Genomic DNA, 15365 nt, shown 5'->3' on the forward strand with positions numbered 1-15365 from the left:
GGTGATTGATGACTGCAGCACAACAGATAGGCGCCGATGCCATCGAGGCCGAGGCGATCGAAGGTTTCTTCGCTGAGGGCGGCACGTTCGCCATGTTGCGCGGGATTGGCGCGGCACAGCTTGAAACGCTCTATGCCCAGGCATTCGGCTTCTACCAGGGGGGGCGGTTGGAGGATGCCTTGACGATGTTCAAGGGGCTGGCGGCGCTCGACCACTACGACGCCCGGGCATTTCTCGGGGTGGCAGCCTGCTACCAGGCGTTGCAGCGTTATCAGGAGGCGTTACCGGCCTACGCCTACGGCGCAATGCTTGCACCGCACGACCCACGTTTCTGCTTGCATGCCGCTGAATGTCAACAGCATCTGGGTGACCTGGTTTCGGCCCGCAGCGGCTACGAACACGCGCAGGCGTTGGCAGAGAACGGTGAACAGGGTGGTTTGGCGAGCAGGGCACAGGGGCTACTTGAGGCATTGCGACAGAAGGAGGCTGCGAGCCATGCGAACTGAACACTTCGTCACTGAAGCGCGGGTGATCGCGGCTGCAAGCGAGATTGAAACGCCAATGACGGGCACGGCCGTCCGCTTGCCAGGCGATACCGGTATGGCCTCGGTAGCCACGCCATCCCGGCCTGATCGTAATGTCAGGTTGGACCCTCCGGTGATTCAGGAGTCTCTGGCAACCGGACGCGACCTTCACGGCCTGCTCGATAAAAGTGTCGACCCCGGGCGCTTCATGCAGCCGGCATTGGCCACGCTACCCGATGTCGGAGCGTTGATACTCGGGCAGCTCGCCGGAGAGATTTCCGATGCCGAGCTGGATATCCGCCTCACTGAACTGCTGAGCCGGTTGGGCGCCCGCCAGACCGAACTCAACCTGCAGCAAGTTCGGCAGATGACCGAGCAGAACCGCCAGCAGATGGCGCTCAACGCGCAGAAAATGGCAGAGGTGAGCCAGCGCCATCAGGACGCCGGCACGGCGAGTGTTTTTGCCAAGGTCTTCGGCTGGGCAGCGGCCATCGTGTCCATCGTGGTCGGCACGGTGATGGTTGCGACGGGCCTGGGCGCCGTGGCGGGCGCCCTGATGATCGCCGGTGGCGTCATGGGGGTCGTGTCCATGTCGTTGAACCAGGCAGCCGAGGACGGGCATATCTCCAAAGAAGTGATGAAGTACCTCGGGCCTGCGCTGATGGCGGTGGAAGTCGCCCTGGCCCTTGCCTCGGTGGTGCTCACCTGTGGCGGCAGCCTTGCGGTGGTCGCGGCCAAAGTGGCCGGCAGGGTGAGTGGCAAGGCTGCGCAGGTTGCCCTGTCGGTGGGCCAGAAAATCCAGAGTGTGGCCTCCAGCGGGGGCTCCTCGGTTGCCAGCGCGGGCACCCAGGCCAAGCTGCAGATGACCTTGACCGGTGCCGGCATGGCGACCGCCACGCTGTCGGGCGCAGGTGAGGCTGCCAGTTCGGTGATGCAAGGGCTGGCGCTGCGCAGCGAGGCCCAACTGGCCGAAATGCGCCTGGTGCTGGAGCAGGGCCATGGCTATCTCGAGCAACTGGCCAAGGAACTTGAACAACTACTCGCAAAGAAGCAGCAACGCTTCGAGCAACTGCTGGAAATGTTGAGCGTACGCCACAAAGCCTGCGCGGACATCGCCTGTCGAAACGTCATCGCTTGATCAAGGAGCAATCATGAATCTGTCTATTACCAACATCGATCATATGCCCGCCCTGGATTCCCCATCACCGCTGAGCGAGGGACACAATGCCGCGAAGCCGTTGTGGGCGATGCTGGCAATGCCGTGTCCGGCAGCGAGAGCGAAGATCTGCGCGCGGCCAGGGCAAGTCGACCTGGATGCGCCACAGGCGATGCCTTGCAGCCAGGATCTTCAGAGCCTGCTGGCCATTCTCCGCGCTGCCATGCAGGTGCGCGACGGTAACGCGCAAGGGCGCAGAACCCAGGCTGAGGTCAGCGTGCAGGCCAGCAAGGAACAGATCGGCTGGATGAGAACCGCCAGCAACGCGCTGTTCGCCTCGGCGGTTGTCAGTGGTGCTTTGAGTGTTTTCACGTTGGCCAGTGGCACCATCGGCATGCGCCGAAACCTGGATGATGCGAGCACGATCAAAAGCCTGGAACAAGCCAACCATACCGCCAGATATGATCAGCCTGGCGAGGTGACAATGGCCTCGAAAAAACAGATCGACTCGAATCGTATCGAGGTCAAGCATCTGCAGAACGGCATCGATACCCGCAACACCACCTTGCACACGCTCAATGGGGTGGCACAAAGCGGGGCTGCATTCGGCACCGGCATCGCCCACGCCATCAAGTCGTTGCAGGATGTGTGGGCCAAGGAGCAGGAACTTGAAGCAACGGTTGCTGGCAACCAGAAGGAGCTGTTCCAGCGCAACACCGATGACCTGGCGAAAGTGATCGACCAGCTTCGCCAGCTCATTCAGGAGATCCTGCGTAACGACAACCAAGGATTCAGGGCCGCGGGCGTGATGGTATGAGCGCGTCGCGCAGCATGAACATCGACAGAGGCCGCGGTCTTTTCTTCCGGTATTTTGATAGAGGTTTGCAGAATGATTGAATCGGTTTCCACGGCTTGGGTATTTGGTGCCAGCCTGAATCCAGTCAATGAGCGCAGTGACTGCGCACAGGTCAAGACCAGCGAGTCCGCGCAGCGCTTGGCCCGTCACGAGGAGCCGCAGAAACATGGCATCCTGATGCGGCTGTTCATTACGATTGCCGCGTTCTTCGGCTTTCGCACCGGTGGCCTGGCGGGTGGGACGCAGGCCACGGCCTCGGCGCCGGACGTGATGCGCTCACTCAACGAACAGATGGCCAAGGGACTCCCGGATGTCATGAGGTCGCAGGCAAGCGGAATACTGGCCAAGCAGGAAAGCCTGCCAACCGAGCAGTTCATGGCCAGCTATACGGAGCAGCTCACGGGCAGCAACATCATGCGTAACGCCAACTGCCTGTTGTCGAATGTCGTCAAGTTGGGCGAGCTTGTACCTGCGCTGAAGGTTGCGACGAGCATCAACGAGGTCGATATCGTCGGCGGATATTCTTTGAAGGAAGCCCAGTTCCCGGACAATATCGCACTGATGCAGAGCGACCCGAAGGCTGCCGCCAGGGTGCTCGATGCGGTAATGTTCCTGGCCTCGCGATTTGCCGAGTTTCCGGACCCCGAGCAGGTGGGACCTGAAGCGATGGTGGCGTTCGTCAAAGAGGTTGATGCCGAGTTCATTGAGTTGTTTGCCCAGAAGCCTGGGGTGCAGGTACCAGCCGTCGTGGTGGATGCACGCGAAGATGACCCTTCGGTGAGGGCCGACACTTTGGGCGGAGCGAGCGATGCTCAACGTGTGAAACCTGAAGAAGTTTACGACACGACGACTGTCAGTCAGCCTGATCCGGTAACGTCGTTGAAAGCCATCAAGCTCGGCTTTGTCAAGATTGACGACGAGGTCGCGTTGCCAACGCGCAATGACTTCTACGCGACCATGAATTCGCTGCAGCGGCCGACCAGTCCGCTCTCCGAGTCGTTTGAGCATCTGGAGCATCTTGCCGAACATGGCAGTGCTGCCGAGAAGGCAATCGCTTCAATGGTCCTGGACCACCAGGCAATAGGGCAGTCCCACTCTTACGGCGATCTCTTCGGGCAGCGCAAGCTGGAGCCCAATCTGCTGCAGGCCCACTCCGCGCACTCGTTCGTGGACACGCTGCAGAAGAAGCTGGACATGGCAGCACGCCTGCTAGGTGACCTGCAAGCCGCCCACGCGGCTTGAGTGCAACGCTGGCTGGGGGCTTCGGGCTTCAGCCAGCTCTTCGAATTCCCGCCCGCTCACCCCGTGTGAAACCAGCCCAGGGTGATTATCGTCACCACGAGATAGCGCCCGCCCTTGGCCACGGTGACCAGCAGCACGAAGCGCCAGAAAGGCTCGCGCATGATCCCAGCGATCAAGGTCAGTGGGTCGCCGATCACCGGCATCCAGCTCAGCAGCAACGACCATTGCCCCCAGCGTTGGTAGCGCTGCTGGGCGCGCTCCAGCTGGCGGGCGCTGAACGGGAACCAGCGTTTGTCGCGCAGGTGCTCGATGGCCCGGCCCAGCAGCCAGTTGACGATGGACCCCAGCACATTGCCGAGCGTGGCGACCAGCAGCAGGGTTGCCCAGGCTTGCGGGTCGCGCAGCAGCAGGCCGACCAGCACCGCCTCCGATTGCAGTGGCAGCAGGGTGGCGGCGCCGAAGGCGCTGAGGAACAGCGCCCAGAGGCTGAGCATCAGTAGTTGGCGACCACGGTGTCGCGGTCGTCCAAGGTCACGCCGATGACCTGGTAGGCGTCCTTGTGGTCACCCATCTCCATGCCCGGCGAGCCCATGGGCATGCCGGGCACGGCCAGGCCCTTGAGGTCGGCGCGGCTGGCCAGCAGGCGCACCTGCTCGGCCGGCACATGGCCTTCGACGAACTTGCCGTTGATCACGCCGGTATGGCACGACGCCAGGCGTGGCGCCACGCCCAGGCGCTGCTTGACCGCGCTCATGTTCGGCTCGACATGGTCGTTGACGGTGAAGCCGCTATCGCCCAGGTGCTTGATCCACGCCTTGCAGCAGCCGCAGTTGGGGTCGCGGTAGACGTCGATGGTCTCGGCGGCCTGGGCCAGGCCGGTGATGGCCAGCAGGCCAAGGGTGAGCAGGTGTTTGCGCAGCATGGTGAAGCTCCTGTGAAACTAAACATATCTGGTTGATCAGCGCCGCTCCTACAGGGACACTGGCAGCTCATAAAGGACCGGCGTCAAATTTCAGAAACGCAGGCGGACCCCGGCCACCAACCGGGTCTGGCCGATGTCCTCGTCATTTTCTCGGGCCTGGTCGGCGCGGTTGCCGTGCAGGCGGTTGAAGCTGACCCCGACGTAGGGCGCGAACGCGCGCGTGATCTCGTAGCGCAGGCGCAGGCCCACCTCGCTTTCGGCCAGCCCCGCGCCTTGTTCGCGCCCGCCGTCGTTGCGCCCGAAGAAGTTGGCTTCGACGGTCGGTTCGAGGATCCAGCGATTGGTCAGCAGCATAGCGTAACCGGCCTCCAGGCGCAGCGCGGTCTGCTGCCGCTCGCCGGCATAGGCGGTGGCTTCCAGCTCCAGGCCGTAGAGCGGCGTGCCCTGGATGCCGAAGGCTGCCCAGCTTTGGCCGCTGGCGGGCTTGAAGTCCTGGCGCACACCGCCGACCAGTTCCCACCAGGGGCTGATGGCATGGCCCCAGAGCGCCTGCAGCTCAGCTTTGTGGGTCTTGCCCTGTTCACGCTCACCCTCGCTGCGCAGCCACAGGCGGTCTATATCGCCGCCGACCCAGGCGGTAGCGTTCCAGTTCAGGGCGCCTCTGTTTTCGAAGTTCTGGTACTCCAGCTGGTCGACGATCACTGCCCAGTTGGTTGCCCGGTCGTGCACCTGATGCCCTGGCAGGAGCGGGAAGGCGGCGCGGCGGTCGGCGTCGGTGACTACCGGCAAGGGTGTGCGTGGTTGGTCGGGGGGCGTCGCCGCGTGGTTCATCAGGCTGTGGTCCATGGGCATGCTGCCATGGTTCATCTGGCCGTGGTCCATTGGCATGGCGCCGTGGTTCTTATGGTCCATGCCCGCAGCCAGGGCCCGTTCGCTGGCCAGCAAGGCCATCAGTGCGACACCGGTGACGATACGGCGGTTGCAGTTCTCATTCATCGACCCGTACCTCGCGGAACATGCCGGTCTCCATGTGGTAGAGCAGGTGGCAGTGGTAGGCCCAGCGGCCCAGGGCGTCGGCGGTCACACGGTAGCTGCGCCGGCTGCCGGGAGGGATGTCGAGGGTGTGCTTGCGTACCAGGAAGCGCCCTTGTTCATCTTCCAGGTCGCTCCACATGCCATGCAGGTGGATGGGGTGGGTCATCATGGTGTCGTTGACCAGGGTGATGCGCACCCGCTCGCCATACTTCAGACGCAGCGGCTCGGCATCGCTGAACTTGATGCCGTCGAACGACCAGGCGAAGCGTTCCATGTGTCCGGTCAGGTGCAGTTCGATGTCCCGTGACGGTTCGCGCCCGTCCGGGTCGGGATAGGGACTGCGCAGGTCGGCGTAGGTCAATACCCGGCGGCCATTGCCGCGCAGGCCGATGCCGGGGTCGGCGAGGTTGGCGCGGGGGGCCATGGTCTGCATGTCCACCAGCGGGTTGTCGGTCTCGCTGGTGGGGTGGCTTTGCATCATGGGCATGCCAGCCATGGCCGAGTGGTCCATGCCCGCCATGCTGCCGTGGTCCATCGCCGGCATGTTCGAATGGTCCATCTGGCCCATGCCGCCATGCCCCATGTCGTCCATGTTCAGCACCGGGCGTGGGTCCGGCTCGGGTACTGGAGCCTGCAATCCAGCGGCGCGGGCCAGGGTGCCACGGGCGAAGCCGGTACGGTCCATGCTCTGGGCGAACAAGGTGTAGGCGGGCAGGTCGCCCACGGTGACCAGCACGTCATAGGTTTCGGCCACGGCGATGCGTAGTTCGTCCACGGTAACCGGGGTCACCGGCAGGCCGTCGGCGGCGATCACCGTGAGCTTCAGGCCGGGGATGCGAAAGTCGAAATAGGTCATCGCCGAAGCGTTGATAAGGCGCAGGCGCACGGTTTCGCCGGGCTGGAACAGGCAGGTGAAGTTGCCGTCCGGTGGCTGGCCGTTGAGCAGGTAGGTGTAGCCGGCAGCGCTGATGTCGGCGAGGTCGGTGGGGCTCATGCGCATCTTCGCCCAGGCCCAGCGGTTGTCGAGGGTGTTGCGCCAGCCGCTTTCGGCGACATCGTTTATGAAGTCACCCACCGTGCGCTTGTGGTAGTTGAAGGCGTCGGACTGTTTCTTTAGCGTAGCCATCAGCGCTTCCGGCGCCTGGTCCGACCAATCGCTGAACAGCAGTACATGGTCGCGCTGGTACCTGTGCGGCTCAGGCTCGCGGGGTTCGATGACGATGGCGCCGTACACGCCGGCCTGCTCCTGCAAGCCGGAGTGGCTGTGGTACCAGTAGGTGCCGCTCTGGCGCAGGGTGAACTGGTAGAGGTAGTCGCCGCCCGGTTCGATGCCGGCGAAGCTCAGCCCCGGCACGCCGTCCATGTTGGCCGGCAGGATGATGCCGTGCCAGTGGATCGAGGTGGGCTGGTCCAGGCGGTTGCGCACGCGCAGGGTCACGGTGTCGCCTTCGCGCCAGCGCAGCTGCGGGCCGGGCAGGCTGGCGTTGATGGTCTGCGCGGTGCGTGGGCGGCCGGTGATATTGACCGGGGTCTGGCCGATGAACAGTTCGAACTGCTGGCCACTCAGGTCGTGCAGCGGCAAGCGCCCCTCTGCTGCCTGGGCCAGCGGGCGCCACAGGCCGAGGCCGGCCAGGGCGGTGGCGGCGCCCAGGCCCTTGACGAAGGTGCGGCGGGTTGGAGTCGGTGGCATGGCGTGCTCTCGCTACGAAACTGCCACCATCCTCGCCGCCAGTGCCTGTCAGCTGGCTGAGGCGCGGATTACAGATTTGTCAGGCAGCCGTCTCGGCGCTTTCCAGGTCGCGCATCAGCAAGCCGAACTCCAGGGATACCTGCTCGGGGATCGGCAGGTAGACCACATGGCCATCGCCCGGCGCCACTTCGATGGCCTGCTGCTGACGGTTGCGCAGGCGGTGCAGGTCGAAATGGTAGTTGCCACGCGGAGTCATCAGTTCCAAGTGATCGCCCACGGCGAAACGGTTCTTCACCTTGACCTCGGCCAGGCCATCGACCCGCGCCCCGGTCAGCTCGCCGACGAACTGCTGGCGCTCGGACACCGAGTTGCCGCGCTGGTAGTTCTGGTACTCGTCGTGCACATGGCGGCGCAGGAAGCCTTCGGTGTAACCGCGCTGGGCGAGGGATTCGAGGCTGGCCATCAAGCCGCGGTCGAACGGCCGTCCGGCCACGGCGTCATCGATGGCCTGGCGGTAGGACTGCACGGCGCGGGCGCAGTAGAAGTGCGATTTGGTACGGCCCTCGATCTTCAACGAATGCACGCCCATATGTGCCAGGCGCTCGACGTGCTGGATGGCGCGCAGGTCCTTGGCGTTCATGATGTAGGTGCCGTGCTCGTCCTCGAACGCCGGCATTTCTTCGCCCGGGCGGTTGGACTCCTGCAACAGGAACACCTGGTCAGTGGGGGCGCCTATGCCCAGCGTGGGTTCGAATTCGCGGACGATGTCGCCGGTAGCGTTCTCGGTGGCCGGGGTCGCCTCATACTTCCAGCGGCAGGCATTGGTGCAGGTGCCCTGGTTGGCATCGCGCTTGTTCAGGTAGCCTGACAGCAGGCAACGCCCGGAGTAGGCCATGCACAGCGCGCCATGCACGAACACCTCCAGTTCCATCTCTGGCACCTGCTGGCGGATCTCCTCGATCTCTTCCAGCGACAGCTCCCGCGACAGGATCACCCGGGTCAGGCCCATGCCCTGCCAGAACTTCACGCTGGCCCAGTTCACCGTGTTGGCTTGCACCGAGAGGTGGATGGGCATCTGCGGGAAATGCTGGCGCACCAGCAGGATCAGCCCAGGGTCGGACATGATCAGCGCATCCGGGCCCATCTCGATCACCGGCGCCAGGTCCTTGAGGAAGGTCTTGAGCTTGGCATTGTGCGGGGCGATGTTGACCACCACGTAGAAGCGCTTGCCCAGGGCCTGCGCCTCCTGGATGCCGAGGGCCAGGTTGGCATGGTCGAATTCGTTGTTGCGCACCCGCAGGCTGTAGCGCGGCTGGCCGGCGTAGACCGCGTCGGCGCCGTAGGCGAAGGCATAGCGCATGGTCTTGAGAGTACCGGCGGGGGCGAGCAGTTCGGGCTTGGCGGGAGAGGTCATGGTGCGCACCGGGGCAAAAGGCGCGGATGCTAAGGCGGCGGCGCCTTGCAAGTATTGATCTGGGTCAACGGCACTTTTACCGATGCGCAGCGCACTAAATGGTTGAGCCCTCGAGGAACGCCGATGAACGAAACCGTACTGCAGAACAAAGCCCTGACCGTGTTGTTGGCCCTGGTGACCATCGCCTTCATCTGGATCATGTTGCCGTATTCCGGCGCGATCTTCTGGGCGGTGATCCTCGGCATCCTCTTCGCACCGCTGCAACGCCACCTGTTGCTGCGCTGTGGCGGGCGACGCAACCTGGCGACGGCGGTGGCCCTGGCCACCTGCTTGCTGGTGGCGGTGCTGCCGGTGATCATCATCAGCGCCCTGCTGGTGCAGGAGGGGGCTGCGTTGTACCAGCGCATCGAGAGTGGCCAGCTGGATATCGCCGGCTATATCGAACGGGGCAAGGACATGTTGCCGGCCTATGCCCAGCATTTCCTCGACCGCATGGGCATGGGCAACCTTGATGGCCTGCGCGACAAGATCACCAAGTGGGCGACCCAGGGCAGCCAGTTCCTCGCCGGCCAGGCGTTCAGCTTCGGCCAGGGCACCTTCGAGTTCCTGGTGAGCTTCGGCATCATGCTCTACCTGCTGTTCTTCTTCCTGCGCGAGGGGGCGGAGCTGGCGCGCAAGGTGCGCCAGGCGGTGCCACTGCCCGAGCAGCAGAAACGCCGTCTGCAGCTGAAGTTCAAGCGCGTGGTGCGGGCCACGGTCAAGGGCAACCTGCTGGTGGCGATCACCCAGGGTGCGCTGGGCGGGCTGATCTTCTGGATACTGGGCATTCCCAGCGTGCTGGTGTGGGCGGTGCTGATGGCGTTCCTGTCATTGCTGCCGGCAGTGGGCGCGGGGATCGTCTGGGGGCCGGTGGCGCTGTACTTCCTGCTGACCGGGGCGATCTGGCAGGGGATCGTGCTGACCGCGTTCGGTGTGCTGGTGATCGGCCTGGTGGACAATCTGCTGCGGCCGATCCTGGTGGGCAAGGACACGCGCATGCCGGATTACCTGGTATTGGTTTCGACCCTGGGCGGGTTGGCGGTGTTCGGGCTCAATGGGTTTGTGATCGGGCCGTTGATCGCGGCGCTGTTCATTTCCAGCTGGGCGATCTTTGCCTCGACCAAGCCGCAGGTGCAGTTGCCGTCTTGAATGGGGCGCAAGGCGCCCCCCGGGGTCAACGGAAGCTGTAGGAAACCCCGGTATAAACCCCGAACCCTTCCCCCGGCGTCGAGCGGGCGATGTCCTGCCCGGCATCGTTGTACCCCGGCGTCACCGTCGCCGCGTAACGCTTGTTGGTCAGGTTGCGCAGGTCGAGCCAGGTCTGCCAGTCGCGCTTGGGCGAATCCCAGCCCAGGCGTGCGCCGAGCAGTGCGTAGGCGTCGGCGTGGTAGCTGTTGGCGTAGTCCACCTGCACCTTGGACGCCATCTGCGTGTTGATTCCGGCGTAGAAACCACTCGGCCAGTCGTAGCGCAGTTCTGCCTGGTAGTAGTGCATGGGGATGCCGGGCAGGCGGTTGTCGCCGAACTTGTCGTCGTCGCGGTAGTGGAAATCGCTGAAGGTGTAGGCCTGGCGCAGGCTGAGCTTGCCGGTGCCGGGTTGTTCCCAGAGAAGGCTGTCCAGGCCGGCTTCGATGCCTTGGTGCACGGTGGGGCTGGCATTGAATTCGCCCGTGACGGTCGGTTCGATCTCGACAGTCAGCAATTCGTGCCGTACCTGAGAGTAGTACCAAGCCAAGTCCCAACGGCCGATTACCGAGTCGCCACGCGCGCCAAGTTCAAGCGTTGTGGCAGTCTGATTCTGCATTTCAATTGGCTGCGTCTGGAACTGTTGGCCTTTTACCTTTGGCGAACTCCAGATGAGCGCCCAGGGATGAGGTGGTTCGACCGAACGACTCAGATTGCCGTAGACCTGCAAGTCAGGTCGGATGTCGTAGCGCAGTCCGACCCGAGGAGCATAGTCCCAGTCATGCTGGCTGACCTTGCCGCCAACAGTAGGGTAGGTCACATCGCTTTCACGGCGGGTGTAGATCATCGCCAGGCCCGTGGTCAGCCACAGGTTCGGAATCAGCTCCAGATCGTTGCCTGCATGCAACACAGTGTCCGAGCCCTGGTAGCTGAAGTCGCGGGTGCGGGCGCCAAAGTTGTCGCCGCCGGGGCGGGCGAACTGCGAGGCGCCGCTGTTGGGCAGGTGCTTGGTGGTGCGCCAGCCTAGCGTGGTCTTGCTCTCATGGCCAAACAGGGTGTCACGACGCAAGTAGTTCAGCGTGCCGCTGACATCGGTGTAGGCGACCTTCAGGCGCATCGGGCCTTCACGCAGGTCCATCGGGTAGTCGTGATAGACCAGCCCCGCCTCCAGGCGCGAGTCGTCATCCAGGAAGAAGGTGGTCTTGTTGCCGACCCAGGTGCTGCCCGGTTGCGGGCGGCTGTCATCGCGGGCCAGGTAGGCCGGGTTTGCCGCGCGCGGATCGTGCTTGATCTGGTCCTTGGTCAGGCGCCCGGCCAGGTCGTTCTCGGTCTCGCGGTAGCGCAGGTAGAAGCGCGTCTCCAGGTTCGGGTTGAAGCGGTAACCGACGTTGGCGGCGATGCCCTTGGCGCTGCCACTGCTGTGCCGCTGGAAGCCGTCGTACTCGGCGTCGGTAAGCGCTACGTAATAGTCGAGGTTGCCCAGCACCTGCCCGGAGCTGATGTGCCGGCGCTGGTAGCCACGGCTGCCGACTTCGTAGCGCACCTGCAAGGGCGCGGCATCGTAGCCGGTGTGGGTCACGTAGTTGATCGCGCCGCCCAGCGCCAGCGAGCCCTGGTCGAAGCCGTTGGCACCGCGCAGCACTTCGGCGCGGCTCAGCCACAGCGGTTCGAACAGCTCATAGGGCGTGCCGCCGGGACCTGTCAGCGGCAGGCCGTCGAACATCGTGTAGACCCCCGAACCGTGGGCACCCGGCGCGCGGTTGATGCCCGAACCACGGATCGACAGCTTGATGCCGTCGTTGCCCGCCGACTGGGCGAACACTCCCGGCTGGTAGGCCAGCACATCCTGATTGGTCGCCACCCGGCCCTGGCCCACCTTGTCCATGTCCACCAGGTTGCTGGCGCCGGGGATTTCACGCAGGTGATCGGCGGCGGCTTCCAGCTCGGACTGTTGATGGTCCTGGATCAGCACCTGGTCGAGTTCGACGCGGTTGGCGGCCTGGGCGGAGCTGGCGACGAACAGGGCCAGCAGGGAGTAGGGCAGGGTGGGGCGCATGGGGACGAGGTTCCAGATCGGGTGCGGGAGTCTGACGCTGCAAAGGGCAGACGAAGCACAGTGGTCGATCTGTAATAGCCATGGGGCTGCGTTGCAGCCCTTTCGCCGGCAAGCCGGCTCCCACAGGGATCGCTGTTGTTCTGTGGGCGCTGGCTTGCCGGCGAAAGGGCCGCAAAGCGGCCCCAAAAAAGAACACCCCGCCGAGGCGGGGTGTCTTGTGTTGCTGTCAGCCGATCAACCGATCAGTTGCAATCCAGCCTGCTGCACCATCTCCAGCAGCGGCTGCGGGTACACGCCCAGCACGAAGGCAAGGATCGCGATGGCCAGCAGCATCACGCCGCCGGTGCGCTGTTCCCACTTCAGCGGGGCGTCGTGGCGACGCAGGTTCGGCTCGACCAGGTACAGGGTGACCATGACACGCAGGTAGTAGTACACGCCGATGGCGCTACCGATCACCAGGGCGCCGACCAGCCACCACAGGTGCGACTCGACGCCGGTGGCGATGATGTAGAACTTGCCGATGAAGCCTGCGGTCAGCGGGATACCTGCCAGCGACAGCATCATCACGGTCAGTACCGCGGTCAGGTACGGACGGCGCCAGAACAGGCCGCGGTACTCGTACAGGGCGTCGGCGTCACGGCCGGCGTATGGCGAGGACATCAGGGTGATCACGCCGAAGGCGCCGAGGCTGGTGATCACGTAGGTGACCAGATACACGCCCATGGCTTCCAGGGCCAGGCCCTTGCTGGCGACCAGGGCGATGACCAGGTAGCCGAAGTGGGCGATGGACGAGTAACCCAGCAGGCGCTTGAGGTTGCTCTGGGTCAGCGCCAGCAGGTTGCCGATGATGATCGACGCCACGGCGATGACTGCCAGTACGGTGCTCAGTACGCCGCTGCTGGCGGCGGGGGAGAGCATGAACAGGCGCACGACCACGGCGAATACCGCGACCTTGCTGGCGGTGGCCAGGAACGCGGCGACCGGCGCCGGGGCGCCTTCGTACACGTCCGGGGTCCACAGGTGGAACGGTACCAGCGACAGCTTGAAGGCCAGGCCCACCAGCATCATGCCCAGGCCCAGCTGCGCCAGCAGGCTCGGCATGCTGGTAGCGGCCAGGGCCTTGCCCAGCTGGTCGAAGGTCAGGGCGCCGGCGTCGGCATACAGCAGCGCCATGCCGAACAGCAGGAAGGCGGAGCCGGCGGCCGACAGCACCATGTACTTGATGCCGGCTTCCAGCGAGCGCTTGTTGAAGAACGCATACGCCACCAGGCCGTAGACCGGCACCGACAGCAGCTCCAGGCCGATGAACAGGCCGGCCAGGTGGTTGGCGCTGACCAGCACCAGGCCACCCAGTGCCGACATCAGCAGCAGCAGGTACAGCTCTTCACGGTTGCCTGGGAAGCCTTTGGAGCCTTCGCCGAGGTAGGCGTGGGCGAGGGTGACGCAGGCCAGGGTGGCCACCAGGATGATCGCCATGTACAGGCAGGCGAACTTGTCGATGGTCACCAGCGAGGTCACCGCCAGGGGCGCGACCTTCAGCGCCGGCAGGATCGACAGCAGGGCCAGGTTCAGGCCCACGGTGGACAGCAGGAAGGTCTGCGAGTGGTTGCGCTTCCAGGCGATCGCCAGCATCACCACCACCGTGGTGATGGTGGTGATCAGCATCGGCGCCAATGCGATGAAGTGTTGAGTGGTGAATTCCATAGCGCTCTTACCGGGCCGAAGCGAGTTGAGTGAAAGCGGAACCGAGCCACTGCTGCACACCGCTCATGGTGGCGGCAGAGGTGTCGAGGAACGGCTGCGGATACACGCCCAGCAGGATCAAGAGGCCAGCCAGGCCCAGCACCATGATCAGCTCGCGACTGTCCATGCCGGCCAGCACGGTGTCGGCCTTGGCCGGGCCGAAGTAGGCGCGGTGGATCATGATCAGCGAGTACACCGAGCCGAACACAAGGCCGGTGGTGGCGATCACGGTGATCCATGGGACGTGGGCGAAGCTGCCGATCAGGATCAGGAACTCGCCGACGAAGTTGCCGGTACCCGGCAGGCCCAGTGAGGCGGCGGCGAAGAACAGGCTGATGGCTGGCAGATAAGCGATGCGGTGCCACAGGCCACCCATCTCGCGCATGTCACGGGTGTGCAGGCGCTCGTACAGCTGGCCGGCCAGGATGAACAGCGCGGCGGCCGACAGGCCGTGGGCCAGCATCTGGATCACCGCGCCCTGCAGGGCCTGCTGGCTGCCGGAGTAGATGCCGATCAGCACGAAGCCCATGTGCGAGACGCTGGAGAAGGCCACCAGGCGCTTGATGTCGGTTTGCGCGAAGGCCAGGAAGGCCCCGTAGAAGATACCGATCAGGCCCAAGGTCATGGCGATCGGCGCGAACTCGGCCGAAGCGTTCGGGAACAGCGGCAGGGCGAAGCGCAGCAGGCCGTAGGCCGCAGTCTTCAGCAGGATACCGGCCAGGTCCACGGAACCGGCGGTCGGCGCCTGGGCGTGGGCGTCCGGCAGCCAGGAGTGGAACGGCACCACCGGCAGTTTCACCGCGAAGGCGATGAAGAAGCCCAGCATCAGGATGTACTCGACGCCGGCCGGCAGTTCGGCCTTGAGCAGGTCGCTGTAATTGAAGGTGATTATGCCAGTGCTGTTGTAGTTGACCAGCACCAGACCGAGGATCGCCACCAGCATGATCAGGCCGCTGGCCTGGGTGAAGATGAAGAACTTGGTCGCCGCGTAGATCCGCGTCTTCTTGCCGTCCGACGAGCTGTGACCCCAGAGCGCGATGAGGAAGTACATCGGCACCAGCATCATTTCCCAGAAGAAGAAGAACAGGAACAGGTCCAGGGCCAGGAACACACCGACCACGCCGCCGAGAATCCACATCAGGTTGAGGTGGAAGAAGCCGACGTGGCGCTGGATCTCTTTCCACGAACACAGCACCGACAGCACGCCGAGCAGGCCGGTGAGCAGGATCATCAGCAGCGACAGGCCGTCGAGGGCCAGGTGGATGCTGATGCCGAAGCGCTTGATCCACTCGACCTTGTATTCGAGGGCCCAGGCCGGTTCGGCACCCGGCGCCGGGGCCAGTGTGTAGTTACCGTTCGCCCATAGCCACAGGCCGATGCCGAGCAGCAGGGACATGGTCAGCAGCGCGATCCAGCGCGGCAGGGTGGAGCCGAAGCGCTCACCCAGCCAGCACAGGAAGCCGCCGATGAAGGGGATCAGGATCAGCCAAGGCAAAATCATGA

At 64.2% G+C, this 15365-nt stretch carries 13 protein-coding genes; 5 read left to right on the forward strand and 8 right to left on the reverse strand.

All coding sequences use genetic code 11. The features are described 5' to 3' along the window. Positions 1-8 precede the first annotated feature (8 nt). The 4 genes from LOY42_RS09585 to LOY42_RS09600 all read left to right on the forward strand — a co-directional run bounded on the left by LOY42_RS09585 (position 9) and on the right by LOY42_RS09600 (position 3778). Positions 9-506 carry a SycD/LcrH family type III secretion system chaperone gene (locus tag LOY42_RS09585; RefSeq protein WP_139670001.1) on the forward strand — a complete coding sequence of 166 codons (498 nt, stop codon included), beginning with the start codon at positions 9-11 and terminating at the stop codon, positions 504-506. 151 nt (positions 507-657) lie between these two features. Then, positions 658-1662: a type III secretion system translocon subunit SctE gene (gene sctE, locus LOY42_RS09590; RefSeq protein WP_177486012.1), complete on the forward strand. Its 1005-nt coding sequence runs from the start codon at positions 658-660 to the stop codon at positions 1660-1662. Positions 1663-1675: 13 nt separating this feature from the next. Beyond that, positions 1676-2497, forward strand: coding sequence for a YopD family type III secretion system translocon subunit (locus tag LOY42_RS09595; RefSeq protein WP_258600384.1), 822 nt, complete (start codon positions 1676-1678; stop codon positions 2495-2497). 72 nt (positions 2498-2569) lie between these two features. Further along, positions 2570-3778, forward strand: a complete 1209-nt coding sequence (locus LOY42_RS09600) for a hypothetical protein (protein ID WP_139670007.1) — start codon at positions 2570-2572, stop codon at positions 3776-3778. Between the two features lie 56 nt (positions 3779-3834). On the opposite strand, the gene LOY42_RS09605 is transcribed toward LOY42_RS09600, so the two are convergent. The 5 genes from LOY42_RS09605 to yegQ all read right to left on the reverse strand — a co-directional run bounded on the left by LOY42_RS09605 (position 3835) and on the right by yegQ (position 8839). Continuing rightward, complete coding sequence (locus LOY42_RS09605; protein WP_258600386.1) at positions 3835-4272, reverse strand: YqaA family protein; 438 nt, start codon at positions 4270-4272, stop codon at positions 3835-3837. Further along, positions 4272-4700 carry a DUF411 domain-containing protein gene (locus LOY42_RS09610; protein ID WP_139670011.1) on the reverse strand — a complete coding sequence of 143 codons (429 nt, stop codon included), beginning with the start codon at positions 4698-4700 and terminating at the stop codon, positions 4272-4274. Before LOY42_RS09610 ends, LOY42_RS09605 begins: the two co-directional genes overlap by 1 nt. Before the next feature lie 90 nt (positions 4701-4790). Then, a complete protein-coding gene (locus tag LOY42_RS09615) occupies positions 4791-5696 on the reverse strand; it encodes a copper resistance protein B (RefSeq protein WP_139670013.1) in 906 nt (301 codons plus the stop codon). Further along, entirely contained in the window at positions 5689-7425 is a 1737-nt protein-coding gene (locus tag LOY42_RS09620; RefSeq protein ID WP_139670015.1) for a copper resistance system multicopper oxidase, read from the reverse strand. Before LOY42_RS09620 ends, LOY42_RS09615 begins: the two co-directional genes overlap by 8 nt. Before the next feature lie 79 nt (positions 7426-7504). Beyond that, positions 7505-8839: a tRNA 5-hydroxyuridine modification protein YegQ gene (gene yegQ / locus LOY42_RS09625; protein WP_139670018.1), complete on the reverse strand. Its 1335-nt coding sequence runs from the start codon at positions 8837-8839 to the stop codon at positions 7505-7507. Between the two features lie 123 nt (positions 8840-8962). On the opposite strand from yegQ, the gene LOY42_RS09630 reads away from it, so the two are divergent. Further along, positions 8963-10027 carry an AI-2E family transporter gene (locus LOY42_RS09630; protein ID WP_102684904.1) on the forward strand — a complete coding sequence of 355 codons (1065 nt, stop codon included), beginning with the start codon at positions 8963-8965 and terminating at the stop codon, positions 10025-10027. 25 nt (positions 10028-10052) lie between these two features. On the opposite strand, the gene LOY42_RS09635 is transcribed toward LOY42_RS09630, so the two are convergent. The 3 genes from LOY42_RS09635 to nuoM form a co-directional block, all read right to left on the reverse strand. Further along, positions 10053-12119, reverse strand: a complete 2067-nt coding sequence (locus LOY42_RS09635; RefSeq protein WP_258600391.1) for a TonB-dependent receptor domain-containing protein — start codon at positions 12117-12119, stop codon at positions 10053-10055. 234 nt (positions 12120-12353) lie between these two features. Then, a complete protein-coding gene (gene nuoN / locus LOY42_RS09640) occupies positions 12354-13823 on the reverse strand; it encodes an NADH-quinone oxidoreductase subunit NuoN (RefSeq protein ID WP_102685131.1) in 1470 nt (489 codons plus the stop codon). A 7-nt stretch (positions 13824-13830) separates the two neighbouring features. Beyond that, positions 13831-15363 carry an NADH-quinone oxidoreductase subunit M gene (gene nuoM / locus LOY42_RS09645; RefSeq protein ID WP_139670022.1) on the reverse strand — a complete coding sequence of 511 codons (1533 nt, stop codon included), beginning with the start codon at positions 15361-15363 and terminating at the stop codon, positions 13831-13833. Positions 15364-15365 lie beyond the last annotated feature (2 nt).

The organism is Pseudomonas sp. B21-023, from assembly GCF_024749165.1.
In the GTDB taxonomy this organism is placed as follows: Bacteria; Pseudomonadota; Gammaproteobacteria; order Pseudomonadales; family Pseudomonadaceae; genus Aquipseudomonas.